Source organism: Lysobacter sp. OAE881, assembly GCF_040546665.1.
In the GTDB taxonomy this organism is placed as follows: Bacteria; Pseudomonadota; Gammaproteobacteria; order Xanthomonadales; family Xanthomonadaceae; genus Lysobacter_J; species Lysobacter_J soli.
This window is the reverse complement of record NZ_JBEPOG010000001.1, coordinates 1149071-1175637: the sequence shown is the minus strand read 5'-3', so window position 1 is coordinate 1175637 and position 26567 is coordinate 1149071. Positions and strand designations below refer to the sequence as shown.

The window sequence follows — 26567 nt, the reverse complement described above, 5'->3', positions numbered from 1 at the left end:
CGGGAGGGGTTCGCTTTATTGGCCGGCGGCGTGGCGCCAGAACGCGTGCGTCAGCGGCGGCAACTTGCCGGCCAGACCCAGCAGCGGCCCGCGCAACAGCGTCGCGGCTACCGAATCGTTCGAGAACAGGCGATTGATGCCGTCGAACGCATGCGCCGACAGCGCATTCTCGCTGCGCTGCGCACGCGCCCAGCGCGGCAGTCGCGCCGCGAGGTCCAGCCCGCGCGAGCGTGCATCGGCGAGGATGCGCCGCAGCGTCGCGACATCGCGCAAGCCGAGGTTCACGCCCTGCCCCGCGAGCGGATGCACCGCATGCGCGGCATCGCCGATCACCGCGACGCGACCGGACGCGAGCGATTGCGCCAGCTGCAGCCGCAGCGGGAACGCCGCGCGGCGCGACACGCGCCTGGACACGCCGAGCGTTCCGGCGAACGCGTTGTCCAGCTCGCGCAGGAACGTGGCGTCGTCCACGTCGAGCAGACGCTGCGCTTCGGCATCCGGCAGCGTCCACACGATCGAACTGACATGGCCATCGTCGAACGGAAGGAAGGCGAGCGGCCCCGTCGACAGGAAGCGCTGCCAGCACGTCGACCGGTGCGGCTTCCCGCTTTCGACGAACGCCACCAACCCGCGCTGGCCATAGTCGTGGCGTGGCGCTTCGATGCCCGCGAGCGAGCGCAGATTCGACTCCGCGCCGTCGGCGGCAACCACGATCTTCGAGCGCAGCGAAATCCCGCTTTCGAACACGACCGTCGCGCCGGCGTCGTCCTGCTCCAGCGCGACGACGCTGTCGGGGCAATGCAGTTGCACGCCGGCGCCGGGCAGTGCGTGCCACAGGCGATCGACGAGCAGCGCGTGTTCGACGATCCAGCCCAGTTCGCGGCGCCCGAAGGCGTCGGCATCGAAACTGAGCTCGCCACCGCCGGCGGCGTCCCACACGCGCATCGCGCGGTACGGCTGCAGGCGCGCGTCGGCGACATCGCGCCACACGCCCAGGTTATCGAGCAGCGCCGCGTTGTCCGGTGCGAATGCATAGACGCGCAGGTCGATGCGGTCGGAATCGGTAGGCAGCTTCTGCCATGCGGGCGGCTGGCGCGTTTCGACCAGCGCGACCTGCAAGCCGTCGCGCGCGAACGCAAGCGCCGCCGCTGCGCCGACCACGCCGGCACCGACGACGATCACGTCGAGCCCGGGTCCGCGGCGGCTCATGCGCGCACCTCGCGGCACAGCGCCGGCACGTCGCCGCGATAGCCCATCGCGCCACCGACCAGGAAGGATTGCGCCGAAGCGACGCGATCCACCGCGAACAGCCCCAGGCTGCGCAACGGACGAAGCAGCGGCGCGTCGTTGGCGGTGAGTCGCGCGAGGCCATCGGAGAAGCCGATGGTGCGCTCGCGGTCTTCGCGACGACGCTCGGCGTAGCGCTGCAGCAGCGCGTCGCTTCCGCAGTCGGCGTGCGAGTCCTGCGCGCGTGCATCGGCGATGAGTTCGGCCAGCGTGAGCGCGTCACGCAGGCCGAGGTTGAAGCCCTGCGCGCCGATCGGATGGATCGTCTGGGCGGCGTTGCCGACCAGCACCGCACGGGGTGCGACGGTGCGCTGCGCGACGACGCGGATCGCCGGATGCGAGCTGCGCGGCCCGCATGAAAGAAAGCGCCCCGCGCGCCAGCCGAACACCTCCTGCGCACGCGCGAGGAAGCCCGCGTCGTCGAGTGCCGCCACGTCGCCGGCCTCTTCGCGGGCGACGGCGTGGATCAGGCCGTAATGGCGATCGCCGCGCGGCAGTAATGCCGTCGGACCGTCACGTGTGAGGCGTTCGTACGCGGTGCCGTCCGGCGCGCGCGAGCCGCGCACGCGCGTGACGAACAGCATCTGTCCGTAGTCGTGCTCGTCCACGCCGATGCCCAGCGCGTCACGCACGCCGCTGCGCGTGCCGTCGGCCGCGACGACGAGCCACGCGTGCAGCAGGCGTTCGCCGTCGGCGTCGGCCACGCGGATGGCGCGCACGTCGTCGTCGCTTTCGGCGAACCCGAGGAAACGCACCGGGCGATGCCGCACCAGGCGAGTGGCCTCTGCAAGCCGCGCTTCGAGCGCATCGCCGAAATCGCGGGCGACCACGACGCGACCGAACTCGGTGCGTCCATAGCGCGAGGCCTCGAGCAGGCCGCGGCCGAAATCGCCGCGCCGGCTGATGTGGATGCGCGAGATAGGACCCGTGGGCGCACGCAGTTTCTGCATCACGCCGAGCGCGGTCAGCGCATTGATGGTGGCTTCGGCGAAGCTGAGGTTGCGCTCGTCGAACACCGGCGGCAGCGCGCCGGGCGGCGTGGCTTCGACCAGGCCCACGTGAAGGCCGAGGCGCTCCAGCGCGATCGCCAGGCTGGCACCGACCAGGCCACCGCCGACGATGAGGACATCGTGGACGTCTCGGGTCGAACCTTGGGCGGGGGAGTCTCCGGGCGCGCCGGAGGGCGGATTTGAGGGGGCCGCGACAGGCATTGCGCTATGCTAGCGGTTCCTGAAGGCCGTGACCTTCTCAAGACCCGAACACGATGAACCGTCCCGTTTCCGCCTCGCCTGCCACCTCCGGCCCGTCCGCTTCCAGCCTGTTCGCGCCCGGCCCGCTGGTGCTCATCGGCATGATCGTGGTCGCCGCGCTCACGCGCCTGCTGCCGCATCCGCCGAATTTCTCGCCGGTCGAAGCGGTCGCGCTGTTCGGTGGCGCCTACTTCGCCTCACGCGCGATGGCCGTCGCCGTGCCGCTGGTGGCGATGCTGGTGTCGGACCTGATCCTCGGCCTCACGCTGGGCGGAACGTATTTCGAACACTTCACCAGCCCGGCCTACCTGGCGACGTGGCTGTCGGTCTACGCCTGCATCGCGCTGTCGGCCGTGCTGGGCTTCGGCCTGCGCGGCCGCGTCAACGGCGCGCGCGTGCTGGGCTACTCGCTGATGGGATCGGTGCTGTTCTTCGTGGTGACCAACTTCGCCGTGTGGGCAACCGCCACGCCGATGACCGCGCACCCGTCGTGCATGATCGGCCTGGCACCGTGCTACGCCGCGGCGCTCCCGTTCTTCCAGTGGACGCTGCTGGGCACGCTGTTCTACGCCGCGCTGCTGTTCGGCGGCTTTGCGCTGCTGCGCCGCCGCGTCCCGGCGCTGCGCGCGCAGACGGTGTAAGCGGCCTCGCCGCGTGGGCAACCGCCTCTCGAAGATCTACACCCGCACCGGCGACGACGGTACGACCGGCCTCGGCGACGGCAGCCGCGTCGCCAAGGACTCCGACCGCGTCGCCGCCTACGGCACGGTGGACGAAGCCAATTCCTGCATCGGCCTGGTGCTCGCCGCGGATGTCCCGGAGGACGTCCGCGCCCTGCTCACCACCGTGCAGCACCAGCTGTTCGACCTCGGCGGTGAACTGTGCATCCCGGGGCATGCGGCGATCTTCGATGCCGACATCGAACGCCTGGAGCAGCAGCTCGACGCCTTCAACGAACCGCTTCCGCCGCTGAAGGATTTCATCCTGCCCGGCGGCGGCGAAGCGGCGGCGCGCTGCCACGTCGCACGCACCGTCGTGCGTCGTGCGGAACGCGAGGCGGTGTCGCTCTCGCGCATCGAGGAGGTACGCCCGGAAGCGGTGCGCTACCTCAACCGCCTGTCCGACCTGCTGTTCGTGCTGGCCCGCGTGCTCGCGCGTGCCAGCGGCCACGGCGAAGTGCTGTGGAACCACGAGCGGCGCAAGGCCTGACGCGCCGCGCGCCATGCGCATCTACACCCACCCGGCGTGCACGCGCCACGATCCCGGCCCAGGCCATGCGGAGCGTCCGTTGCGGCTGGTCGCCGTAACCGAAGCACTGCGCGAGGCCTTTCCGGACGCGCTCCACTGGGAAGAAGCGCCGCGTGCGAGCCGCGGGCAACTGCTGCGCGTGCACGACGATGCGCTGCTCGCGCTGGTGCTCGACACGCCGGTCGACGGCCCGATGGCGCTGGATCCAGATACCGTGCTCGCCCCTGGTTCGGCCGAAGCGGCTTTGCGCGCGGCCGGCGCCGGCATCGCCGCGGTGGATGCGGTGATGCACGGCGAAGTACGCCGCGTGTTCTGTGCGGTGCGTCCGCCCGGCCACCACGCAACCCCGTCGGCCGCGATGGGCTTCTGCCTGTTCAACAACATCGCCGTCGCCGCGGCGCACGCCTGCGACAAGCACGGCCTGTCGCGCGTGGCGGTCGTCGATTTCGACGTGCACCACGGCAACGGCACGCAGGCGATCTTCGATACCGATGCTCGCGTGATGTACCTGTCGTCACACCAGATGCCGCTGTATCCGGACACGGGTTACGCGAACGAACGCGGCGTCGGCAACATCGTCAACGCTCCGCTGCCGCCGGGTTGCGACAGCGACGGCTTCCGCCGTATCTGGCGCGAACGCCTGCTGCCGACGCTCGATTCCTTCCGTCCGCAGTTGCTCTTCATCTCCGCCGGATTCGACGCGCACAAGCGCGACCCGCTCGCGCAGGTCGAACTGGAGAGCGGCGATTACGAGTGGATCACGCGCGAGCTCGTCGCCATCGCGAAACGGCATGGCGACGGTCGCGTCGTATCGATGCTGGAAGGGGGCTACGACCTGGCGGCGCTGCGTGAAGCCAGCGTCGCGCACGTGGGTGCGTTGCTCGACTGAGCCTGCTCCCGACGGTCACTCGTCGGGCGTGAACTCCAGCGATGCCGAGTTGATGCAGTAGCGCAGGCCGGTCGGCGGCGGGCCGTCGGGGAACACGTGGCCCAGGTGCGAATCGCAGCGCGCGCACTTGATCTCCACGCGGCGCATGCCGTGGCTTTCGTCCACGTGCTCGGTGACGGCGTCCTTCGACACCGGCTCCCAGTAGCTGGGCCAGCCGCTGCCGGAGTCGTACTTCGCCTTGGACGAGAACAGCGGCGTGCCGCACGCGACGCAGGTGTAGGTGCCGGCTTCCTTGTGGTTCCAGAAGCGACCGGTGAAGGCGCGTTCGGTCGCCGAACAGCGGCATACCGCGAACTGTTCCGGGCTGAGGCGCTCACGCCATTCGTCGTCGGTCCGGCAGACCGGCGCGGTATCGGTGGAAGGCTGCTGGGACATGGGCCACTCCTGTCTTGACGCGGAAATGAACAGTGCCGGGAGCAAGATGGTGCTCGCGTTGCCCCCTTGCAAGGGATACGGCAAGCTAGCGACCCCGTTTTCCTGAACGCCGACGATCACGGATCCCGAGTGCACCGACCCCTCCGACTGCTCCCGTTGTCGCTGTGCATCGCGCTGGCCCTGCCGGCGTACGCTGCCGACGGCGATGAGGACAACTGGGGCCTGTGCCCGATCATCGACGTGGTCCCCGTGTTCGAGGATGCACCCGCACCGGTGGGCGGCATCGAGAACCGCGGCAGCGAACCGACCGACATCGACGGCGGACAGCTCGAACGCGCGGGTACCGCCGAAGACATCGTCGTGCAGGACAACGTGCGCCTGAATCGCGGCGACCAGTTCTTGGGCACGGACAAGCTCACCTACAACGCCGAAACCGGTCGCTACAGCGCGGTGGGCAACGTGCGTTACCAGGACAGCGGGATGCGCATCCTCGCCGAGCGCGCCGAAGGCGACCAGAACGCCGACCGCCACCGCATCGAGGACGTGCAGTACCAGCTCACCCAGCGTCGCGGCAACGGCGGCGCCGAGCGCATCGAACTGGAAGGCGCGCGCGGTCGGCTCGTAGGCTCGACCTACTCCACCTGCGCGCCGAACCAGCGTGCGTGGGAACTGCGTGCAAGCCGCATCGAGATCGACACCGCCAAGGGCATGGGCGTGGCACGCAATGCCACCGTGCGCATCGGCAGCGTGCCGGTCCTCTACGTGCCGTGGTTCATGTTCCCGGTCGACGACCAGCGGCGCACCGGTCTGCTCTACCCGCAGCTCTCGTTGTCCGGCCGCAACGGCTTCGACTACAAGCAGCCGATCTATCTCAACCTCGCGCCGAATTACGACGCCACGCTCTACCCGCGCATCATGGCCGATCGCGGCGGACTGCTCGGCGCCGAGTTCCGCTGGTTGTACGAGCGCGGCAAGGGCGAGGTCTACGGAAACTGGATGCCGAGCGACAAGCTGCCTGGCGATGAGCCCGACCGCTACCTCAATCCAGAAGTCGGCTTCCCGGTGTCGAGCCTGCCGGAAAAGAACCGCGGCCAGTTCGCGTTGTCTGCAACGCACAACATCAACAGCGCCTGGTACGCCAACACCAACCTCGGCTGGGTGAGCGACACCCACTACTTCGAGGATTTCAGCAGCAGCCTGTACGGCATCTCGCAGTATTCGATCCGCAGCGATGCAGGCGTGTACGGCCGCGGCCGCTACTGGTCCGGCGGCGTCATGGCCGACCACTACCAGCTGGCTGATTACACGCTCAACGAAACCAACCTCCCGTTCGACCGCCTGCCGCGCGCCTACGTGAGCTGGGCGCAGCCATTCATGCCGTGGCTCCAGGCCGGCGTGGATGCCGAAGGCGCGCGCTTCGAGCACCAGGAATTCCTCGGCGGCACGCGCATCGACGTGAAGCCGTTCGTGACGATGCCGCTGGAAGGCGCGAGCTGGTTCATCCGACCGAAGCTCGCGTGGCGCTACACGGCGTACCAGTTGGACGGCAATGCGCAGAGCCGCGCCGAAGAGTTCGCGCAGCGCAATGGCGGCCCGGTGGACCCCACGCGGTTCCAGGACAGCAACCTAACGCGCAGCCTGCCGATCACGTCGGTCGACGCCGGTCTGTACTTCGACCGCAACACCACCTTCCGTGGCACGAGCTACCTGCACACGCTCGAACCGCGCCTGTACTACCTCAACGTCCCGTACCGGAACCAGGACAACTTCCCGGTCTTCGATACCGGCCCGATGACCTTCAGCTGGGGCCAGCTGTTCCGCGACAACCGCTATACCGGCGCGGACCGGCAGATGGACGCCAACCAGCTGACCGCTGCCCTGACCACGCGCTTCATCAGCGAGGAAGACGGTCGCGAGCGTCTGGCCGCCAGCATCGGCCAGATCCAGTACTTCGACGACAGCCGCGTCACGCTGCCGAACCAGACCACGATCGAATCGGGCAAGTCGGCGTGGGTCGCCGACGCCAGCGTCTCGCCGAACGACCGCTGGAACCTCGGCGCGACCTACATCTGGAACCCGAAGTACCGGGGCGAGGACTTCGTCTCCGCCCGCGTGCGTTACCTGTTCGAACGCGGCGGCGTCGTGAACCTCGGCTACCGCTACCGCCGCAACGCCGCCTTCCGCCAGGACATCGATCCGCCGGAGCTGCGCGACCAGCTGGAGCAGGCCGACTTCTCCTTCCTCTATCCGATCAACGAGACCTGGAGCGTCGTCGGACGCTACTACTACTCGATCCTGGACAAGAAGGAACTGGAGACCATCGCCGGTGTCCAATGGGAAAGCTGCTGCCTGGCGGCGCGCCTGGTCGGCCGCCGATACCTGCGTAATCGCGACGGTGAACTGGACACTCGCATCATGTTCGAATTCGAGCTGAAGGGCCTGGGCTCCGCGGGCCAGAACACGGAGCGGGTCCTGCGCCGTGGTATCCTCGGCTACGACCGCGACGACCTCTATCTCGTGCCGCCCACGTCCACGCAACGCCTGAACAGCGGCAGCGGCCAAGTCGAATCCACCCCCGACCCGACCCTATGAAGAAACTACTCGCGTCCGCCCTCGCCGTCGCGGTGCTCTCCGGCGCCGTCCTGCCCGGCGCGACCGCCCTGGCCCAGACCGCGGCCTCCGTCGAGCCGATCGATGGCATCGCCGCCATCGTCGACGAGGACGTGATCCTCAAGACCGAGCTGGATCGCGCGGTGAACAACATCCTGGCCCAGTACGCAGGACGCGAGAACCAGCTGCCGCCGCGCGACGTGCTCCAGCGCCAGGTGCTCGAGCGCCTGGTCCTGGTGAAGCTGCAGGTCGCCCGCGCCCAGGGCACCGGCGTGCGCGTGACCGACCAGGAAGTCGAGCAGGCCATCGCCGGCATCGCCCAGCAGAACCGCGTCTCGCCCGAGCAGCTCCGCCAGCAGTTGGCGCGCGAAGGCACCCCGTACACCGATTTCCGCAACTCGATCCGCGACGAACTGCTGATCCAGCGCCTGCGCCAGCGTTTCGCGCAGAGCCGCGTGTCGGTCAGCGAGGCCGAGGTCGATGCCGCCATGGCCGCGCAGGCGAACCAGGGCGCGCAGTACCACCTCGCGCACATCCTCGTGGCGCTGCCGGAAGGCGCGACGGCCGAGCAGATCGCGACTGCCCAGAAGAAGGTCGAAGGCGTCAAGGCGCTGATCGACAAGGGCGAGATGGACTTCTCCGCCGCGGCGGTGCGCTATTCCGACAGCCCGAACGCGCTGGAAGGCGGCGACCTGGGCTGGCGCAGCGTCGATGAAATCCCGAACGCGTTCGCCTCGCTGATGCGCAACATGTCGCCCGGCCAGGTGACCGATCCGATCCGTGGCCCGAGCGGCTTCCAGCTGCTCAAGCTCGTCGAGGTGCGCGACGCCTCGCAGGCCGGCCCGAACATGGTCACGCAGTACCAGGCGCGCCACATCCTGATCCGCACCAGCGATTCGGTCGACGACGCCAAGGCCAAGGCGCAGGCGCAAACCCTGCAGGCCCGCCTGATGGGCGGCGCCGACTTCGCCCTGCTCGCGCAGGAGAACTCGCAGGACCAGAGCTCCGCGCCGAAGGGCGGCGAACTGGGCTGGTTCACGCGCGACGAATTCGGTCCCGAATTCGGCAACGCCGTCGCCGGCCTCCAGCCGAACCAGGTGTCGCAGCCGATCCGCACCCAGGCCGGTTACCACCTGATTAAGCTGGAAGCGACGCGCGAGGCCGACGTCGGCGAGCGCAACCGCCGCGCGCAGGTCCAGGAAACGATCGGCCGCCGCAAGCTGGAAGACGAGTGGAACCGCTTCCTGCGCGAAATGCGAGGCGAAGCCTTCGTCGACGTGCGCGTCGGCAAGACCGCCGACGCCGAAGCTACCCCCGCCGCTCCGGCCAGCAACGGCTGAGCGAGCCGGACATGACCCCTGTTCGGCTCGCGCTGGTGCCGGGCGAGCCGGCGGGTGTCGGTCCCGAGCTCTGCGTCCGACTGGCGCAGCGCTCCCGCGACTACTCCCTGACGGCCTTCGCCGACGCGCGCACGCTGCACGCGGCGGCTGAGGCGCTTTCGCTCCCCTTGCGCCTGCTCGGCCCGGACGAGCCCGCGACGCAGCCAGGCGAACTGGCTCTGGTCGATGTTCCCAACGCCGTCGTTCCGGCCTTCGGCCGGCCCGACCCGCGCAACGCCGCCGCCGTGATCGGCGCGCTTCGCGACGCCGCGCAGGGTTGCCTCGACGGTCGCTTCGCCGGCGTGGTCACCGGCCCCGTGCACAAGGCGGTGATCAACGAGGGCGGCATCGCCTACACCGGCACGACCGAGCTGCTCGCCGACCAGGCCGGCCGCGAGGTCGTGATGATGCTGGCCAACGACGTCGTGCGCGTCGCGCTGGCTACCACGCACCTGCCTTTGCGCGAGGTCGCCGATGCGATCACCGCGCCCGTGCTGGAACGCACGCTGCGCATCACGCACGACGCACTTCGCCACGACTTCGGCATCGCCGATCCGGTCATCGCCGTGCTCGGCCTCAACCCGCACGCGGGGGAAGCCGGGCATCTGGGGCGCGAGGAGATCGAGGTCATCGAGCCGTTGCTTGCGACGTTGCGCGAGGGCGGCATGCGGCTGGTCGGCCCGCTGCCGGCCGATACCGCGTTCCTGCCGGCCAAACTGCGCGGCTTCGATGCCGTGGTCGCGATGTACCACGACCAGGGCCTGCCGGTGCTCAAGTTCAGCGGCTTCGAGCGCGCGGTGAACCTCACCCTGGGCCTGCCCTACCCGCGCGTCGCGGTCGACCACGGGACCGCGCTGGAACTGGCCGGACACGGCACCGCCGACCCGTCCAGCCTGTTCGCCGCGGCCGATACCTGCGCCCGCATCGCACGCACCCGAATCGACGCCCGCCAGATCCCGGCATGATGCCCGCATGAGCACGCGCAGCCCCCATTTCACCGAGCCCGCCAAGAAGCACCTCGGCCAGCACTTCCTGACCGATCGCGGGATCATCGACAGCATCGTGCTCGCCGTGGATCCCCGGCCCGGCGATCGCCTCGTCGAGATCGGCCCCGGCCAGGGCGCCATCACCTTCCCGCTGCTCGATCGCCACAAGGAACTGACGGTCATCGAGTTCGACCGTGACCTCATCTTCCCGCTGACCGAAGCCGCGCGTGCGCACGGCACGCTGGAAGTGATCCATCGCGACGTGCTCACCGTCGATTTCACCGCGCTGGCGCGCAACGCCGGCGACGAGGGCGGGCAGATCCGCCTGGTCGGCAACCTGCCCTACAACCTGTCCTCGCCGATCCTGTTCCATGCGCTCGAACATGCAACGGCGATTCGCGACATGCACTTCATGCTGCAGAAGGAAGTCGTCGATCGCATGGCCGCCGGCCCGGGCAGCAAGGTGTACGGGCGACTGGGCGTGATGCTTCAGGCGTACTGCCACGTCACGCCGCTCTTCGACGTGCCGCCGGGCGCGTTCCGTCCGCCGCCGAAGGTGGACTCGGCCGTGGTGCGACTGGTGCCGCGTGCATCCGAGTCGATCGGCATCGACGATCACGCGCTGTATTCGGCCGTGGTGCGCGACGCCTTCGGCCAGCGTCGCAAGACGCTGCGAAACGCGCTGTCGAACCAGTGCGATGCCGCCGCGATCGAGGCTGCCGGCGTGCGCCCGGACGCGCGCGCCGAACAGATCGAGGTCGCCGATTTCGTGCGGCTGGCCAATTCGCTCGCGCGCCAACGCAACGCGTGACGCCCGCGGCAACGCGTTCTCCACGGCGCGTTGACCTATCGCGCATCGCAGCCCCTACACTGTCCGCATGAACCGCAGTACCGACTATTCCTTCGACATCACCGTGGCGACCCGTTACCTCGACAGCCAGTCCGAGCCGGGCCAGGACCGTTACGTCTTCGCCTACACCATCAGCATCCGCAACAGCGGCAGCGAGGCCGCGCGCCTCACGCGCCGCCACTGGCTGATCACCGACGGCAACGGCAAGGTGCAGGAAGTCGAGGGCGAAGGCGTCGTCGGCGAACAGCCGTGGCTGCGTCCGGGCGACGATTTCGAATACACCTCCGGCGCCGTGCTCGAAACCACGCACGGCATGATGGAAGGCACCTACACGATGGTCGGAGACGACGGCACGCCGTTCGAGACGCCGATTCCCGCCTTCACGCTGTCCGTGCCCCGCACGCTGCACTGACGGGCACGCCATGAGCATCTGGGCCATCGGCGACCTGCAGGGCTGTTACGACGCGACGCAGCGATTGCTCGAACGCATCAACTTCGATCCGGCGCGCGACCGCCTCTGGTTCTGCGGCGACCTGGTCAATCGCGGCGGCCAGTCGCTGGAGACGCTGCGGCTGGTGCATTCGCTGCGCGATCACAGCACCGTCGTGCTGGGCAACCACGACCTGTCGCTGCTGGCGATCGGCGAGCGTCGCGAGGACGAGCAGCGCAAGGTCAACCCCGACCTGCAGCGCATCGTGCTCGCCGAGGACCGCGACGTGCTGCTCGACTGGCTGCGCATGCAGAAGCTGGTGCACGTGGACCGCTCGCTCGGCTGGATGATGGTGCACGCCGCGCTCGCGCCGCAGTGGACCACGCAGATGGCCGAGCGCTTCGCGCGCGAGATCGAGGAGCGCCTGCACGGCGACCAGTTCCGCCGCCTGCTGAAGAACATGTACGGCGACAAGCCGGCGTGGCACCCGAAGCTAGCCGGCATCGACCGCCACCGCGCGATCATCAACGTGTTCACGCGCATGCGTTACTGCACGCCGCGCGGACGCATCTCGTTCGAGGACAAGGGCGCGCCGGGCACGCAGCCGGTCGGCCTGTACCCGTGGTACGAGGTCCCGGGGCGCGTGGAGCGCGACCTGAAGATCGTGTGCGGCCACTGGTCGACGCTGGGCCTGTTCATCGGTCACGGCGTGCACGCCATCGACACCGGCGCGGTCTGGGGCGGAAAGCTCACCGCGCTGCAGCTGGACACCGACGAACTGCGCATCGTGCAGGCACCGGGCCGCGACGTCCCCGCGCAACCGCCACGTCCGCGTCCGCCGCATCACGGCGGCGACAATCGCCCGCAACGTCCGCGTCCGAACCACAACGGACAGCAGCGTCGCCACCACGCGCGGCCGCCGCACCCGAACGGTCAGCAGGGACCGCGCAACGAAGCGCAGGCCGCTGCGCCGAAGGCGACTGCGGAGCAGGATCGCGACTGAGCGCGTGCGCTTAACCCCTCTCCCCACGGGAGAGGGGTTGGGGTGGGGCAACGAAGCCGTACCGGTGAACGAACGTTGCAGCACAGCGCTGCGTTGTTGCTTCGCACCTCAGAAGCCGCAGAAGCAAGCTGGATTCCAGCTTTCGCCGGAATGACGATGCTGTGGATCACCGAAACGAGCGTGCCCGCGTTACTGGCCTGGGTCCCGCCCTTCGCCGGGATGATGGTGTCGGTATTACGTGCGCCGCTTGCAAGCTGAGGCGCGAACGATCAAGCCCGCACGTAATCCACGGACTCGAACGCGAACGCATGCTTCGCATCGGCCTCGTGCCGTTCGCGCGAGACCACACGCCACTGCGCCGCATCGAAGTCCGGGAAGAACGCGTGGGCGCCATCGACCTGCGTGTCGACATGCGTCAGGAGCAGATGCGTCGCAATCGGCAGCGTCAGCGCATACACCTCGCCGCCGCCGATCACGCACAGCTCGTCGGCACCGTCGGCTTGCGCGATGCGCACGACTTCGTCGATGGACGAAACCGCGGTCATCCCCTCGAACGGCACAACGCCCGACCGCGTCAGTACCAGATTGCGCCGCCCCGGCAGCGCGCGGCCCAGCGATTGCGCGGTCTTGCGGCCCATCAGCACCGGCTTGCCCAGCGTGAGCGCCTTGAAGCGCTTGAGGTCGTCCGGCAGCCGCCACGGCAGATCGTTGTCGCGGCCGATCGCGTTATGGCGATCGAGCGCGGCGATGAGGCTCACCTTCATCGTCACACACCGCCACCGGCGCCTTGATGGCCGGCAGCGGGTCGTAGTTCTCGATGGCGATGTCGTCGAAGGTGAAGCCGAAGATGTCCGTCACCTCGGGATTCAGTCGCAGCTGCGGCAGCGCGCGCGGCGAGCGCGACAGCTGCTCGCGCGCCTGGTCGAAGTGGTTCGAATACAGGTGCGCATCGCCCAGCGTGTGCACGAAGTCGCCCACGCCCAGCCCGCATACCTGCGCCACCATGTGCGTCAGCAGCGCGTAGCTGGCGATGTTGAACGGCACGCCGAGGAAGATGTCGCCGCTGCGCTGGTAGAGCTGGCAGCTGAGCTTTCCGTTGGCGACGTAGAACTGGAACATCGTGTGGCACGGCATTAGCGCCATGCGCGGCAGGTCGGCGACATTCCACGCACTGACGATCAGCCGGCGCGAATCGGGATTGCGCTTGATCTCGTCGACGACCCAGCGGATCTGGTCGATCTCCACGCCGTCGGCGCCCGCCCAGCTGCGCCACTGCTTGCCGTACACCGGGCCGAGCTCGCCATCCGCGTCGGCCCATTCGTCCCAGATCGAGACCTTGTTGTCCTTCAGGTAGGCGATGTTGGTCTCGCCCTGCAGGAACCACAGCAGCTCATGCACGATCGAGCGCAGGTGCAGCTTCTTGGTGGTGACCAGCGGGAAACCTTCGGACAGGTCGAAACGCATCTGCCAGCCGAACACGCTACGCGTCCCGGTGCCGGTGCGGTCGGACTTGTCGGCGCCGTGTTCCAGCACGTGGCGCAGCAGGTCGAGGTACTGCTTCATCGCGGATGTCCTTTCGTTACTTCGCGGGCACGAACGGCTGCGGCTCCAGCGTCGGCTGGCGGCGCGACCACACGAACAGCCAGAACAGGCCCAGCGCGATCAGCGGCAGGCTCAGCACTTGGCCCATCGTCAGCCAGCCGAAGGCGAGATAACCGATCTGCGCATCGGGCACGCGGACGAACTCGACGAGGAAGCGGAAGCAGCCGTACAGCAGCGCGAACAGGCCCGACACCGCGTAACGCGGGCGCGGCTTGCTGGAGAACCACCACAGCAGCACGAACATCGTCAGGCCTTCCAACGCAGCCTGGTAAAGCTGCGAGGGATGGCGCGCGAAACGGTCCAGTGCGCCCGTCGCGAACTGCGCCTGCAACTGCTGCAGGTTCATGCCGGCCAGTTCGGCTTCCGCCCGCGGGAATACCACGCCCCAGCCGGCCTGGGTGTACTTGCCCCAGAGTTCGCCGCCGATGTAGTTCCCCAGTCGTCCGAAGCCCAGGCCCGGCGGCACCAGCGGTGCGAGGAAATCGACGGTGTCCATCAGGTGCAGCTTGTGCTTCCACGACCACCACCACGCCGCGGCGACGACGCCGAGCAGGCCGCCGTGGAAACTCATGCCGCCTTCCCAGATGCGGAACAGCATCAGCGGGTCGCGCAGCAGGTCGGAGAAGGAATAGAAGAAGACGTAGCCAAGGCGCCCGCCGAGCACCACGCCCAGCATCGCGTAGAACAGCAGGTCGCCGTAGGACTGCTCGTTGACGCCCGGGAGGCGCCCGGCGCGCACGCGCATCCGGCCCAGCCACCACGCCGTGCCGAAGCCCAGCAGGTACATGATCCCGTACCAGTGCACCTGCAGCGGGCCGAGGTGGAAGGCGATCGGGTCGATCTGGTGCAGGACGGTCATGCGGCGGCTCGGGAAGGCGTCGTCGTATTGTGCCGCAGGCCGGTCGCATGCGGCTTGCCCGTGAAGGGGCCAGGGCCTCGCGGATCAGAGCACGTACGGCAGGTCCGGCAGCTCGTTGACGTCGTGCGTGCCTTCCTCGCGCGGGAAGTGCTCGACCAGGATGTCCGTCAGTGCCGACACGCCAGCCAGCACGCCCGCCTCGGCCTCCCCGGCACGCAGGCGTTCCTCGATCAGCTGGCAGACGCCGCGCCACTGCTCGTCGCTGACCCGGCCGAGGAAGCCGCGGTCGGCCACGATCTCGATGCGGTGATCGGCCAGCAACAGGTACAGCAGGACGCCGTTGTTGGCGTGCGTGTCCCACACGCGCAGCTGGGCGAACGCCTCGTGGGCGCGGTCGCGCGCCTGCGCACCGGAGATCACCGCGCGCGGATGCAGCGCGGGTTCGACGGCGAAGCAGATCTCGCCGGTGTGGTGACGCTCGCTCTCGGCGATCGCGTCGGTGATGCACTTGAGGCTGTCGCCCGGAAACAGGCGCTTGGCCGAGGGCGCGAACAGGTGCTTGAAGAGCCTCATCGCGTGCGCCTCACCAGCTGCCGGAGGCGCCGCCGCCTCCGCTCATGCCACCGCCACCGCCCCAGCCGCCACCGCCGCCGAAGCCCCCGCCTCCACCGAATCCACCGCCGCCCCAGCCGCCGCCACCCCAACCGCCGAACCCGCGATCGCGCGCGTACCGGCCGGTCGGCATCGAGGCCAGCCCGAAGAAGAAGCCGATGAAGGCGCCGATGCCGCCCACCACCAGCAGCGACGAAATCAGCCACGCCACGCCGCCGGCCGCGGCGCCGCCGAGCACGCCGCGCACGATCGACGGCGCGCGGCCGAAAATCCCGCGCACGACCTGCGCTACGATGAACGCCACGAACAGCGCGACCAGCCAGCCGCTACCGCCGCCCTGGCTGCGTTCGGCGCGGTGGTCGGCCATCGGCGCAGGCAAAGGTTCGCCATCGATCAGCTTGACCAGCGCGGCGGTCGCGTCGGTGATGCCGCCAGCGAAGTCGCCGTTGCGGAACTTCGGCACGAGGTATTCCTGGATCACGCGCGCCGATGTCGCATCGGGAATCGCGCCTTCCAGCCCGTAGCCCACTTCGATGCGCACGCGCCGGTCGTTCTTGGCGACCACCAGCAGCACGCCGTCGTCGACGCCCTTGCGGCCGATCTTCCACTGCTCGAACGCACGCACCGCGTATTCGGCGATGTCTTCCGGCTCCGTGGTCGGCACCATCAGCACCTGCAACTGGCTGCCCTTGCGCTGTTGCAGCGCGAGCGCCTGCGCTTCCAGGCGCTGCTTCGCCGCCGCGTCGAGCGTTCCGGTCGTGTCGACCACCGGCGAAGTGAGCGGCGGCACCGCCGCAAGGTCCTGCGCGTTTGCGATCGCGCAGCACAACATCAACACGATCAGCACGAACAGGCGCCGCCATGCGCTCGGCGTGGCGCGTGCGGACGCGTCATTCCCGCGCACGTGCGGGAATGACGACAGACGTTGCGACATCGACATCGCGACCGGTCCGTATCCGCCTTATCAACCGTTCGACGGCGCCGGCTGCTGCTGCGGCGGCTGCGGGGTCTGCGGCGTTTGCGGGGTCTGTTGCTGCGGCTGCGCGGGCGCGCCGAAATCGACCTTCGGCGCTTCCTGGATCTGCGCTTCGTTCTCGACCGTGAAGTTCGGACGCGTCTTGTGGCCGAACATCATCGCCGTGAGGTTCACCGGGAAGCGGCGAATCGTGGTGTTGTAGTCCTGCACCGCGCGGATGAAGCGCTGGCGCGCCACGGTGATGCGGTTCTCCGTGCCTTCCAGCTGCGCCTGCAGTTGCAGGAAGTTCTGGTCGGCCTTGAGCTGCGGGTAGTTCTCGCTGACCACCAGCAGTCGGCTGATGGCGCTCTGCAGTTCGCCCTGCGCCTGCTGGAACTGCGCGAGCGAGGCCGGATCGTTCGCGTTGACGTTGATGCTGCCCACGCGCGAGCGCGCTTCGGTCACCTGCGTCAGCACCTGCTGCTCGTGGCTGGCGTAGCCCTTCACCGTGGCGACCAGGTTGGGCACCAGGTCGGCGCGGCGCTTGTAGTTGTTGAGCACTTCCGACCAGGCGGCGTTGGCCGCCTCGTCCTTCTCCTGGATGGTGTTGTAGCCGCAGCCGCTGAGCGTGGCGACCATCACCAGCAGCACGAACGCTTGCACCAGACGGACCATGGGGGACTCCTGACGTGACGATTGGCCGGCATTCCAGCACCGGGGCGGTCATGAAGCAATGAGGGTCTTGGACGACCCGTTACGAAGGCGTTACGGCCAAGGCGTCCGGCTTGCATGAAGCGGCCGGCGTCGAAAACGAAAAACGGCCTTCCGCGAGGAAGGCCGTTCGAAGGCAACCGCGTTGGCCGCGACCGTTACTCGGGCTGCAGGCGACGCTGCGCGCGGCGCTTGGCCCACAGGTTCAAGCACTCCACCAGCGCCGAGAAGCCCATCGCGCCGTAGATGTAGCCCTTCGGGATGTGCATCTCGAACCCGTCGGCGACCAGGTAAACACCGACCAGCACGATGAAGGCCAGCGCCAGCATCTTGATCGTCGGGTTGTGGTCGATGAACTGGCCCAGCGGCTTGGACGCCAGCAGCATCACGGCCACGGCGAGCAGGATGGCGGCAACCATCACCGGCGTGTGGTTGGCCATGCCGACGGCGGCGATCACCGAGTCGAGCGAGAAGACGATGTCGATCACCGCGATCTGCGCGATCACGCCCATGAACGACGCCTTGGGCTTGGTGTGGATGTCCTCTTCCTCGCCCTCGCCGACGATGAGGTCGCGGATCTCCATCGTGCCCTTCACCAGCAGGAACGCGCCGCCGAGGATCAGCACCAGGTCGCGCACCGAAATGCCCTGCCCCAGCACGTTGAACAGGTCGTTGGTCAGGCCGGCGAGCCAGGCGAGCGTGAGCAGCAGCGCGATACGCGTGATGCACGCCACCGCAATGCCGAACTTGCGCGCCTTCTCGCGCTGCGCGTACGGCAGCTTGCTGACCGCGATGGAGATGAAGACGAGGTTGTCGATGCCCAGCACGATCTCGATCGCGCTCAGGGTCACCAGGGTCAGCCACACATGCGGGTCGGTCAGCAGTTCGATCACTTTCGGTTCCTACCTGATCAGAGCAGACGGGGCAGCACGATCGCCCCCCAGGTCAGCAAGACGTTCATCATCACCACGAACACCGCGGCCGAGCCCATGTCCTTGGCGCGGCCGGCCAGTTCGTGGAATTCCGGGCCGTAGCGTTCGATCACCGCTTCCACGGCCGAGTTGAGCAGCTCGACGCTGAGCACCAGCATCATCGAGCCGATGAGCAGCACGCGTTCGACCGGCGTCTGCCCGAGCCACCAGCCCAGCGGGGCCAGGATGACGAACAGGTACACCTCCAGCCGGAAGGACGATTCGTGCAGCCATGCGGCGCGCAGGCCCTGCATCGACCATTGGGTGGCTTTGGCGATCCGCGCGGGGCCGCGCGGAAGGTGTCCGAATTCGTCGGCCATGCGTTGGACTCAGGCCGCCTGCCCGGCGCGAACGAGGCCGCGCACGGCGGCCACGCGGCCGGGGATCCCGGCGGGCGCGCACACGGCGTGGAGCGGATCGGCGATCGGCATGGGAGGCGGTCGTGGACGGAAAGGTCGCGGACGGGCCGCGGCAGGGGGCCGATTTTGCCACAAACCCCTGAACCGACCCGGGCCGTTGGTTGGGGTCGCCCGTGTCATGGGGCGGTAGCAGGTTTTTCGCGTCCCGTTAGCGGCGCCGGCCGTAGCCTGACCGACCCGCCCGGAGGTGCGCCCATGTCCCGCTGCGCGTTGCTGGCCCGCCTGGAGGCCAAACCGGGCAAGGAAGAGGAAGTCGAGCGCTTCCTGCGCGGCGCCCTGCCGCTGGCCGAAGCCGAACCCGGCACGCGGACCTGGTTCGCGCTGCGCTTCGGGCCGACCTCCTTCGGCATCTACGACACCTTCGATACCGAGGCCGGCCGCCAGGCGCACCTGGACGGCCCCATCGCCGCCGCCCTCATGGAGCGCGCCGGCGACCTGCTCGCCTCGCCGCCGCAGATCGACCGCGTCGACCTGCTGGCGAGCAAGCTGCCGCATTGAGCGGCCAATCGCGTTCGCCTTCGGAGTTTCCCCACTGGCGCGCCCGCGCCGCCCACGTCCATGGAGGTCGAAATGAGTGTCCCCACCACTCCCGAGGGTTACCACAGCGTCACGCCCTACCTGATCGTCGACGACGCCGTCGCCGCGCTCGATTTCTATCGCGATGCACTCGGCGCGCAGGAGGTGTTCCGCCTGCCGATGGGCGACAAGATCGGGCATGCCGAGATCCGCATCGGCGATTCGATGCTGATGCTGTCCGACGAATGGCCCGACATGGACGCCTACGGTCCGAAGCGCCGCGGCGGCGCGACGGCGACGTTCGTGATCTACGTGCCGGACGTGGATGCGTCGTTCGATCGCGCGGTGAAGGCCGGCGCGAAGGTCGACCGCCCGCTGGAGAACCAGGCCTGGGGCGACCGCATGGGCACCGTGATCGACCCGTTCGGCCACAAGTGGAGCCTGGCGACGCACGTCGAGGACGTGGACCCGGACGAACTCAAGCGCCGCATGGACGAGTGGGCGCAGCAGCAGGCGGGATTGACGGCGTAGCACTACCTCGCGCCATCTCGCGATCGTCGCGCTGCTTTAGCCCCTCTCCCGTTCGCGGGAGAGGGGTTGGGGTGAGGGTCGTCGGAGTGCCTCGCTACCGAATCGCAACGCCATCCTACGAAGAGAGGATCAGCCTGGGACCCGGCTTTCGCCGGGATGACGAGGTCCTCGAGGGCAACCTCTGCCTGTCTCCTCACTCCCCTTCGTGAATCGCCGTCCCACGGCTGCCGTCGGGCTTGATCCAGCCGCGGAACATGCTGCCGCTGTTGAACGGCATCGCGATGTTGCCGTCGCGGTCGAGCGCGATCGCGCCGCCGTCGCCCCCGGCCTTGGTCACGATCCTGTTGACCACCTCGTTCGCCGCGTCTTCCAGCGAATCGCCGCGATAGGCCACGCGCGCGCAGATGTCGTGCGCGACGGCGTTGCGGATGTAGAACTCGCCCCAGCCCGTGCCCGAGACGCCGCAGCGGTCGTCGGCCCAGGTGCCGGCGCCGATGATCGGCGCGTCGCCGACGCGGCCCCACTTCTTGTTCGTCATGCCCCCGGTGCTGGTCGCCGCGGCGATGTGCCCCTGCGAATCCAGCGCGACCGCGCCGACCGTGCCCAGATACGTCGGCGGATCGAGCGTGCCGTCGAAGGCCTGGCGCTTGCCGTCGGCGGCTTCCTTGGCTTCCTTCGCCTGCGCGCGCTTGAGCTGCTCCAGGCGCTTGTCGGTATCGAAGTAGCTGTTGGGCACGCGCTGGATCTCGGGATGTTCGTCGGCGAACGCCTCGGCGCCTTCGCCGGCGAGCATCACGTGCGGGCTCTTTTCCATCACGGTGCGCGCGAGCTTGATCGGGTTCCTGATCGTGGTGACGCCCGCGATCGCGCCGGCGCGACGCGTGTGACCCTCCATGATCGCCGCGTCGAGTTCGTGCCCGCCCTTCGCGTTGAACACCGCCCCCTTGCCGGCGTTGAACTGCGGCGCGTCCTCGAGCACGACCACGGCGGCGGTCACCGCATCCAGCGCGGTGCCGCCGCGGCTGAGCACGGCGTTGCCGGCGTCGAGCGCGCGGTTCAGCGCTTCGTGGTACGCCTTGCGCTCGCTCGGCGTGATCGACTGCATCGGCACGAAGCCGGCGCCGCCATGGATGACCAGTGCCGTCTTGCCGGTGGCCGGCGCTTCGGCCGCAGAGAGGTTGAAGGACATGGCGAACAGGACGGCAAGCGGGAGCGAAAGGCGCATGGCAGGGCCGGATGGGAACTCCGGCCGAGCATAGCGACTTTTTCCCATGCGACAGAGTCGCAATCTGGCGAACCTCGGCCGGGATGTCTTACGACATCCCGCGTCCTCACTGCTGGCGCAGCGCCTCGATCGGGTCGAGCTGCGAGGCCTTGCGCGCCGGGTAATAGCCGAAGAACAGGCCGGTCATGATCGAGAACGTCGCCGCCAGCGCGATGACCTGTCCGTTCAGCGCTACCGGCAGGTCGCTGAAGCGGCCGACCGCCAGCGCACCGACGACGCCGATCACGATGCCCAGCACGCCGCCGCCGAGCGACAGCAGCATCGCTTCGGCGAGGAACTGCCGCCGCACGTCGGACGGCCCGGCGCCCACCGCCATGCGCAAGCCGATCTCGCGGATCCGTTCGGTCACCGACACCAGCATGATGTTCATGATTCCGATGCCGCCGACGATCAGCGAGATCGTCGCCACCGCACCCAGCAGCAGCGACATCAGCCGCGTCGTCGCCGTTCGCGTTGCGACGATCTCGGAGATGTTGCGCACGTTGAAGTCGTCTTCCTCGCCCGGCTTGATGCGATGGCGCTGGCGCAGCAGCGCTTCGACTTCGCCCTGCGTGTACGACAGGTCCTTCGCATCGGCCACGGTCAGCGCGATCTGCATCACGGCACCGGACGGCAGGCCCATCGCACCCATCAGGCGACGACGCGCGGTTTCCAGCGGCACCATCACCACGTCGTCCTGGTCCTGGCCAAAACCGCCCTGCCCCTTCGGATTGAGCGTGCCGACCACGGTAAACGGCACGCGGCCCAGGCGGATCGTCTGGCCGACGCCGGTTTCATCGCCGAACAACGTGCGCCGCACGGTCTCGCCGATGATCACGGACTTGCCCGCGCTGGTGTAATCCTGCGTGTCGAAGCCCGAACCGTTCGCAATCGTCCAGCCGTTGATGTCGAAGAAATCGGCCTGCACGCCCTGCCAGCTCGTGGACGCGTTGTTCTCCGCGTAGACGACCTGCGTGTTGCCGCGCAGGGCACCGGCGACGTACTGCACTTCGGGGATCTCGTTGCGGATCGCGTCGACGTCGCCCTCGTTGAGGGTGAAGAAACTCGACGAACTCATGCGCACGCCGCCACCGCCGGGACCCCGGCCCGCGCCCGGGCTGATGTCCAGCCGCTGCGAACCCAGGCCCGACACCATCTTGTCGATTTCCTGCTGCGTGCCCTGGCCGACGGACACCATCACGATCACCGCCGCGATGCCGATGATCACGCCCAGCGACGTCAGCGCGCTGCGCATCCAGTTGCCGCGCAGCGCGTAGATCGCGGTGCGCAGGATGTCGGAGAAGTTCATGCCGCGCCCTCCGGATGCAGTTCGCCATCGCGCATCACATACACGCGATCGGCGTGCGCGGCGACGTCCGCGTCGTGCGTGATGAGCACGACGGTGTGGTCGTCGTCGCGCAAGCGCTTGAACAGCGCGAGGATCTCTTCGCCCGTCTTGCTGTCCAGCGCGCCGGTCGGTTCGTCGGCCAGCAGGATCGGCGGCCGGTTGATCAGCGCGCGCGCGATCGCCACGCGCTGCTGCTGGCCACCGGACAGTTCGCTCGGCCGATGGCCGACGCGTTCGCCCAGGCCGACCGACACCAGCGCCTCGCGGGCGCGTTCGGTACGTTCGTGCGGCGGCACGCGCGCGTAGCCGAGCGGCATCGCGACGTTGTCCAGCGCGCTCATGCGCGGCAGCAGGTTGAAGCCCTGGAAGACGAAACCGATCTTGTCCCGGCGCAATGCGGCGAGTTCCTCCGCATCGAGCGTGGAGACGTCGACGCCGTCGCATTCGTAGACGCCGGAGGTGGGCGTGTCGAGGCAGCCGATGAGGTTCATCAGCGTCGACTTGCCCGAACCCGACGGGCCCATGATCGCGACGAATTCGCCGCGATCGATGCGCAGGTCGACACCGCGCAGCGCCTGCACCTCGGCTTCGGTATGCGCGGCGTAAGTCTTGCTCAGCGCGCGGGTGAGGATCACCGGTACGCCTGCGGCATCGCGTGCATCGCTTCCCTGTGAGGCGCCACTCATTCGCGCGCGGCCCGTTCGCCGGTGACGATGGGATCGCCGGCCTTGAGGCCGCCGCCTGAGATTTCCGTGTCGGTGCCGTCGCTCGCGCCCAGGCGCACCATCACGCCCTGCGGCGCGCCGTCGACCAGCTTGTAGATCTGCACGCGCTTGGCGTTGACGAGGTTCGAGATGGCGGCGTCCCACTGCTTCTTCTGCGCGTCGTCGAGCGTCGCGCGGAAGGTGGCGAAGTCTTCCTTGAAGCGGTCGGCCATGCGCTGGCGCATCTGCGCCTGCATGTTGCCGGCACCGGGGCCGCCGATCATCACCGGACCACCGGCACCGCCCGGGCCACCGCGGCCACCGCCGCCGAACAATCGATTGCCACCGCCGCCGCCCTGCTGCGACGCCTGCGCCTGTCGCGCGGCCTGTCGTGCGCGCACGGCTTCGGCCGCGGTGTCGAACGCCGCCTGCTGGTTCGCGTTCAAGTTCATCGACGCCGCGGTGCGCGACAGGTCGTCGAGCATGCCCGAACCGCCGCGCGGACCACCCGCGCCCGGCGCCGCGGGCGTCGCCGATTGATCGTCGGACGGCTTGAAGCGCAGCGCGGCGTTGGACACCTTGAGCACGTCCTCGCGCTTGCTGACCTCGATTTCCGCATTGACCGTGAGGCCCGGCAGCAGCGTGCCGTCGCTGTTGTCGACGGTGACGACGACCGGATACGTCACGACGTTGTTGGTGGTTGTCGCCGACAACCGCACCTGCTCGACGGTGCCGCGGAACTGGCGGTCCGGGAACGCATCGACGGTAAACGACACGTTCTGGCCGGTACGCACCTGGCCGATGTCGGCTTCATCGACGGCCAGTTCGATCTTCATCTTCGCCAGGTCCTCGGCGATGGTGAACAGCTCCGGCGCCTGCAGGCTCGCGGCCACGGTCTGGCCGGGCTCGATGCTGCGCGTGAGCACCACGCCGTCCACCGGCGAGCGGATCACGGTGCGATCCAGGTTGACCTGCGTCGTCTGCGTGGACGCCGCCTGCTGGCGGATCGACGCCTGCGCCGCGTTGACCTGCGCGCGCGCCTGATCGAGCGCGGCCTTCGCAAGATCCACGTCGCTGCGCGCGACGAGCTGGCGCGCGCCGAGATCGGCCTTGCGCTTGTAATCGAGTTCGGCGTTGAGCAGCGTCGCCTGCGCCTGGCTGAGCGACGCGCGCGCACTGGCGACCTGCGCGTTGCCTTGCGCGATCTGCGCCTCGTACGTCTTCGGGTCGATGCGCGCGATGACCTGGCCCTTGGTCACCGGATCGTTGAAGTCGACCAGCACGTCGGTCACCTGGCCGGACACCTGGCTGCCGACGGTGACGGTGGAAATCGCGCTGAGCGTGCCGGTGGAGGAAATCGCCACGCGGATGTCGCCGCGCTCGACCTGCACGGTGCGGAACGCGCCTTCGGCCGCATCGCCACCGCGCTTTTTGTAGAAGTACACGCCGCCTGCGATCAGGGCGACCACCACCGCGGCGGCGATGCCGTGGCGGATCCAGGGCGTGGGCTTGCGGGCATTGCGGGACGACGGGCGGGCTGCGCTCATGGGGCTCGATCGAAGGGTTATGCCGGCGCGAACGCACCAGCGGCCAGTGCGTTGACAGCGGGTCGGCGGAATCGTTCAGCCGAGCCCGGCGTCATCCGGCGGATGCCGGGCTGACGCCGAAGATTACCGAGCGCTGGCGCGCATTACCGCGTGAACCGGATCACCGCCGTCGTGCCCTGCCCCGGCGCGCTGGCCAGGCTCACCGGCCAGCCGAAGCGTTCGCCGAGCCGGCGCACGATCGACAGCCCCATGCCCTTGCCGTCGCTGTCGGCCGAATCGGCGCGGAAGAACGGATCGAACGCCTTGGCGAGGATTTCCGGCGACATGCCGATGCCGCTGTCGCGGATCACCACGCGGTCGGGCATCAGGCGGACCTCGATCTCGCCCGATTCCGTAAAGCGCGCGGCGTTGCCCAGCAGGTTGCCGACCATCACCCGCAGCACGTGCGGCGGCGCGACCAGGCGCGGCGCGCCTTCGTCGTGCAGGGTCACGGTGACGGGACGGTCGCCCAGCAGCGGACGAATGCGCTCGACCTCGGCGGTGACGATCTCGCGCACCTCGAACTCTTCGCTCTGCGGCGCGACGTCCGCTTCGCGCGCGAGGATCAGGAACGCCTCGATCACCGCCTCCATGTCGCGCCCGGCCTGCTGGATGCGCGACAGCGAACGCCGCGTGCGCGAGCTGTTCTCCGTATCGGCCAGCATCAGGTCGGTCGCGACGCGGATCACGGTGAGCGGCGTGCGCAGCTCGTGGCTCGCATCGCGGGTGAAGTTGCGCTCGCGCTGGACGAAATCGCCCACGCGCTGCGACAGGCCGGTCAGCGCACGCGACAACTTGCGCACTTCGTCGCCCGCTTCGGCCGGCAGATGCGCAGAGGCGATCGCGCTCGCGTCGGGATCGCGCGGATCCCAGTGCGCGACCTGGTTCGCCAGCCAACTCACCGGCGTGACCATGCGCTTGGACGTGCGGTAGGTCATCCAGATCAGCACGCCGCTGGTCACCAGCGACAGGATCAACGACACCAGTCCGGTCAGCAGCACCGACTGATCGGCGAGCCATGCGGAAAAGATGATGTACAGCGTGCCCTGCGGGCGACGATCGACGTAGACCAGGCGTCCGCTGTCGGGCAGGCGCTGCACGCCGCTGCCGGTGACGCTGCGCAGTTCGGCCGGAAGCGGCGCCTGCAGGTTGCCCGGCACCACCAGGTAGCTCGACATCGTCGAGCTGCCCGGCAGGCGGTGCGAGGGATCCTGCGCGTAGGCCTGCCAGAAGGCCTCCGCCTCCTGCTCCACGCGTTTTTCCACGACCTTCTGGCGCACGATGACGCCGGTGAGCAGGATGCCCACCGTGATCACGATGCTGCCGATCAACGCCTGCGTGATGAACGCGAGTTTGATCCTGCGCGGAAGTCCGTGCGCCATGTGGTGCGATTACTCGGGCGGCTGGGAGATGTCGGCCACGCGATAGCCCGCACTCTGCACGGTGTGCAGCAGCTGCTTGTCGAAGGGCTTGTCGATGGTCTTGCGCAGGTTGTACAGATGGCTGCGCAGCGTGTCCGAATCCGGCAAGCCGTTGCCCCAGATCTCGCGCTCGATTTCCTGCCGGCTCACCACGCGCGGCGATTCGCGCATGAGGATCGTCAGCAGGCGCAGGCCGATCGGCGAGAGCTGCAGCTCGCTGCCGCCGCGCGTGACGCGCAGGCTGGCCGGATCGAGCACGAGGTCAGCGACCTTCAGCACCTCGCCGCCCACCTGGCGACGTTCGCGGCGGATCAGCGCGCGCAGGCGCGCTTCGAGTTCCTGGATCGCGAACGGCTTGGTGAGGTAATCGTCGGCGCCGGCGCCCAGGCCGGTGAGCTTTTCGTCGAGCGTATCGCGCGCGGTGAGCATGAGCACCGGCGTCGACTTGCGCGCTTCCTCGCGCAGCTTCTTGCACAGCTCCACGCCGTCCATGCGCGGAAGCATCAGGTCCAGCACGATGACGTCGTAGTTGTTTTCCGTCGCCAGCCGATAGCCGTCGAGGCCGTCGCTCGCGTAATCGACCTCGAATCCACGGCCTTCGAGGTATTCACCGACCATCTCGGAGATGTTCCGGTTGTCCTCGACAATGAGGACCAGGCCGCCATCTCGTGTTCCGGTACCCTGCATGCAAAACCTCCCGA

28 protein-coding genes are annotated in these 26567 nt (G+C 68.6%); 11 read left to right on the top strand and 17 right to left on the bottom strand.

The window, feature by feature from the left end:
- Window positions 1–15: 15 nt before the first annotated feature.
- The gene (locus ABIE51_RS05430) at window positions 16–1209 is read right to left on the bottom strand and encodes an FAD-dependent oxidoreductase (protein ID WP_192632499.1); all 1194 of its coding nucleotides are present in this window, start codon (window positions 1207–1209) and stop codon (window positions 16–18) included.
- Window positions 1206–2498: a 2-octaprenyl-6-methoxyphenyl hydroxylase gene (gene ubiH / locus ABIE51_RS05425; RefSeq protein WP_192632498.1), complete on the bottom strand. Its 1293-nt coding sequence runs from the start codon at window positions 2496–2498 to the stop codon at window positions 1206–1208. The genes ABIE51_RS05430 and ubiH overlap by 4 nt, the downstream gene beginning before the upstream one ends.
- Window positions 2499–2551: 53 nt before the next feature.
- Here ubiH and ABIE51_RS05420 point away from each other — a divergent pair, with 53 nt between their 5' ends.
- Genes ABIE51_RS05420 through ABIE51_RS05410 form a run of 3 tightly spaced genes read left to right on the top strand, consistent with a single transcriptional unit; the run spans window position 2552 to window position 4674 of the window.
- Window positions 2552–3178, top strand: coding sequence for a DUF6580 family putative transport protein (locus ABIE51_RS05420; protein ID WP_198173813.1), 627 nt, complete (start codon window positions 2552–2554; stop codon window positions 3176–3178).
- 13 nt (window positions 3179–3191) lie between these two features.
- Complete coding sequence (locus tag ABIE51_RS05415; protein ID WP_192632497.1) at window positions 3192–3746, top strand: cob(I)yrinic acid a,c-diamide adenosyltransferase; 555 nt, start codon at window positions 3192–3194, stop codon at window positions 3744–3746.
- 13 nt (window positions 3747–3759) lie between these two features.
- Window positions 3760–4674, top strand: a complete 915-nt coding sequence (locus ABIE51_RS05410; RefSeq protein ID WP_192632496.1) for a histone deacetylase family protein — start codon at window positions 3760–3762, stop codon at window positions 4672–4674.
- A gap of 15 nt (window positions 4675–4689) precedes the next feature.
- On the opposite strand, the gene msrB is transcribed toward ABIE51_RS05410, so the two are convergent.
- Entirely contained in the window at window positions 4690–5109 is a 420-nt protein-coding gene (gene msrB, locus ABIE51_RS05405) for a peptide-methionine (R)-S-oxide reductase MsrB (protein WP_192632495.1), read from the bottom strand.
- 129 nt (window positions 5110–5238) lie between these two features.
- Here msrB and lptD point away from each other — a divergent pair, with 129 nt between their 5' ends.
- The 6 genes from lptD to ABIE51_RS05375 all read left to right on the top strand — a co-directional run bounded on the left by lptD (window position 5239) and on the right by ABIE51_RS05375 (window position 12367).
- Window positions 5239–7701: an LPS assembly protein LptD gene (gene lptD, locus ABIE51_RS05400; protein WP_192632494.1), complete on the top strand. Its 2463-nt coding sequence runs from the start codon at window positions 5239–5241 to the stop codon at window positions 7699–7701.
- Complete coding sequence (locus tag ABIE51_RS05395) at window positions 7698–9059, top strand: peptidylprolyl isomerase (protein ID WP_157029492.1); 1362 nt, start codon at window positions 7698–7700, stop codon at window positions 9057–9059. The genes lptD and ABIE51_RS05395 overlap by 4 nt, the downstream gene beginning before the upstream one ends.
- Window positions 9060–9070: 11 nt before the next feature.
- On the top strand, window positions 9071–10063 hold the full coding sequence (gene pdxA, locus ABIE51_RS05390; protein WP_192632493.1) for a 4-hydroxythreonine-4-phosphate dehydrogenase PdxA: 993 nt from the start codon (window positions 9071–9073) through the stop codon (window positions 10061–10063).
- 7 nt (window positions 10064–10070) lie between these two features.
- A complete protein-coding gene (rsmA, locus tag ABIE51_RS05385) occupies window positions 10071–10895 on the top strand; it encodes a 16S rRNA (adenine(1518)-N(6)/adenine(1519)-N(6))-dimethyltransferase RsmA (RefSeq protein WP_192632492.1) in 825 nt (274 codons plus the stop codon).
- A gap of 67 nt (window positions 10896–10962) precedes the next feature.
- Window positions 10963–11346: a Co2+/Mg2+ efflux facilitator ApaG/CorD gene (gene apaG / locus ABIE51_RS05380; protein WP_115843639.1), complete on the top strand. Its 384-nt coding sequence runs from the start codon at window positions 10963–10965 to the stop codon at window positions 11344–11346.
- Between the two features lie 10 nt (window positions 11347–11356).
- The gene (locus ABIE51_RS05375; protein ID WP_192632491.1) at window positions 11357–12367 is read left to right on the top strand and encodes a symmetrical bis(5'-nucleosyl)-tetraphosphatase; all 1011 of its coding nucleotides are present in this window, start codon (window positions 11357–11359) and stop codon (window positions 12365–12367) included.
- 269 nt (window positions 12368–12636) lie between these two features.
- Here the strand turns inward: ABIE51_RS05375 and ABIE51_RS05370 are convergent, their stop codons facing one another.
- From ABIE51_RS05370 to ABIE51_RS05335, 8 genes are all read right to left on the bottom strand, one after another.
- Entirely contained in the window at window positions 12637–13131 is a 495-nt protein-coding gene (locus tag ABIE51_RS05370; protein WP_192632490.1) for a dihydrofolate reductase, read from the bottom strand.
- Complete coding sequence (locus ABIE51_RS05365) at window positions 13094–13930, bottom strand: thymidylate synthase (RefSeq protein WP_354503596.1); 837 nt, start codon at window positions 13928–13930, stop codon at window positions 13094–13096. The genes ABIE51_RS05370 and ABIE51_RS05365 overlap by 38 nt, the downstream gene beginning before the upstream one ends.
- A gap of 16 nt (window positions 13931–13946) precedes the next feature.
- Window positions 13947–14828: a prolipoprotein diacylglyceryl transferase gene (gene lgt / locus ABIE51_RS05360; RefSeq protein ID WP_192632488.1), complete on the bottom strand. Its 882-nt coding sequence runs from the start codon at window positions 14826–14828 to the stop codon at window positions 13947–13949.
- Window positions 14829–14912: 84 nt separating this feature from the next.
- On the bottom strand, window positions 14913–15401 hold the full coding sequence (locus ABIE51_RS05355) for a TPM domain-containing protein (protein ID WP_192632487.1): 489 nt from the start codon (window positions 15399–15401) through the stop codon (window positions 14913–14915).
- Between the two features lie 10 nt (window positions 15402–15411).
- Window positions 15412–16272 (bottom strand): TPM domain-containing protein, encoded by an 861-nt coding sequence (locus tag ABIE51_RS05350; protein ID WP_192632621.1) that lies wholly within the window; start codon window positions 16270–16272, stop codon window positions 15412–15414.
- Between the two features lie 132 nt (window positions 16273–16404).
- Window positions 16405–17070 (bottom strand): LemA family protein, encoded by a 666-nt coding sequence (locus ABIE51_RS05345; protein WP_157029485.1) that lies wholly within the window; start codon window positions 17068–17070, stop codon window positions 16405–16407.
- A gap of 194 nt (window positions 17071–17264) precedes the next feature.
- The gene (locus ABIE51_RS05340; protein ID WP_115843653.1) at window positions 17265–17999 is read right to left on the bottom strand and encodes a TerC family protein; all 735 of its coding nucleotides are present in this window, start codon (window positions 17997–17999) and stop codon (window positions 17265–17267) included.
- Window positions 18000–18016: 17 nt separating this feature from the next.
- A complete protein-coding gene (locus ABIE51_RS05335) occupies window positions 18017–18397 on the bottom strand; it encodes a diacylglycerol kinase (protein WP_115843655.1) in 381 nt (126 codons plus the stop codon).
- Between the two features lie 294 nt (window positions 18398–18691).
- Between ABIE51_RS05335 and ABIE51_RS05330 the strand changes: the two genes are divergently transcribed.
- On the top strand, window positions 18692–18994 hold the full coding sequence (locus ABIE51_RS05330) for a putative quinol monooxygenase (RefSeq protein WP_157029484.1): 303 nt from the start codon (window positions 18692–18694) through the stop codon (window positions 18992–18994).
- Window positions 18995–19066: 72 nt separating this feature from the next.
- Window positions 19067–19543: a VOC family protein gene (locus ABIE51_RS05325; RefSeq protein WP_192632486.1), complete on the top strand. Its 477-nt coding sequence runs from the start codon at window positions 19067–19069 to the stop codon at window positions 19541–19543.
- A gap of 193 nt (window positions 19544–19736) precedes the next feature.
- On the opposite strand, the gene ABIE51_RS05320 is transcribed toward ABIE51_RS05325, so the two are convergent.
- The 6 genes from ABIE51_RS05320 to ABIE51_RS05295 all read right to left on the bottom strand — a co-directional run bounded on the left by ABIE51_RS05320 (window position 19737) and on the right by ABIE51_RS05295 (window position 26553).
- Window positions 19737–20768 carry an isoaspartyl peptidase/L-asparaginase family protein gene (locus ABIE51_RS05320; protein WP_192632485.1) on the bottom strand — a complete coding sequence of 344 codons (1032 nt, stop codon included), beginning with the start codon at window positions 20766–20768 and terminating at the stop codon, window positions 19737–19739.
- A 106-nt stretch (window positions 20769–20874) separates the two neighbouring features.
- Window positions 20875–22116, bottom strand: coding sequence for an ABC transporter permease (locus ABIE51_RS05315; RefSeq protein WP_115843661.1), 1242 nt, complete (start codon window positions 22114–22116; stop codon window positions 20875–20877).
- Window positions 22113–22790 carry an ABC transporter ATP-binding protein gene (locus ABIE51_RS05310; RefSeq protein WP_253336491.1) on the bottom strand — a complete coding sequence of 226 codons (678 nt, stop codon included), beginning with the start codon at window positions 22788–22790 and terminating at the stop codon, window positions 22113–22115. The genes ABIE51_RS05315 and ABIE51_RS05310 overlap by 4 nt, the downstream gene beginning before the upstream one ends.
- A gap of 47 nt (window positions 22791–22837) precedes the next feature.
- Window positions 22838–24406: an efflux RND transporter periplasmic adaptor subunit gene (locus ABIE51_RS05305; RefSeq protein ID WP_192632483.1), complete on the bottom strand. Its 1569-nt coding sequence runs from the start codon at window positions 24404–24406 to the stop codon at window positions 22838–22840.
- Between the two features lie 143 nt (window positions 24407–24549).
- A complete protein-coding gene (locus tag ABIE51_RS05300) occupies window positions 24550–25827 on the bottom strand; it encodes a sensor histidine kinase (protein WP_115843667.1) in 1278 nt (425 codons plus the stop codon).
- Between the two features lie 9 nt (window positions 25828–25836).
- Window positions 25837–26553 (bottom strand): response regulator transcription factor, encoded by a 717-nt coding sequence (locus tag ABIE51_RS05295; protein WP_115843669.1) that lies wholly within the window; start codon window positions 26551–26553, stop codon window positions 25837–25839.
- Window positions 26554–26567: the final 14 nt, after the last annotated feature.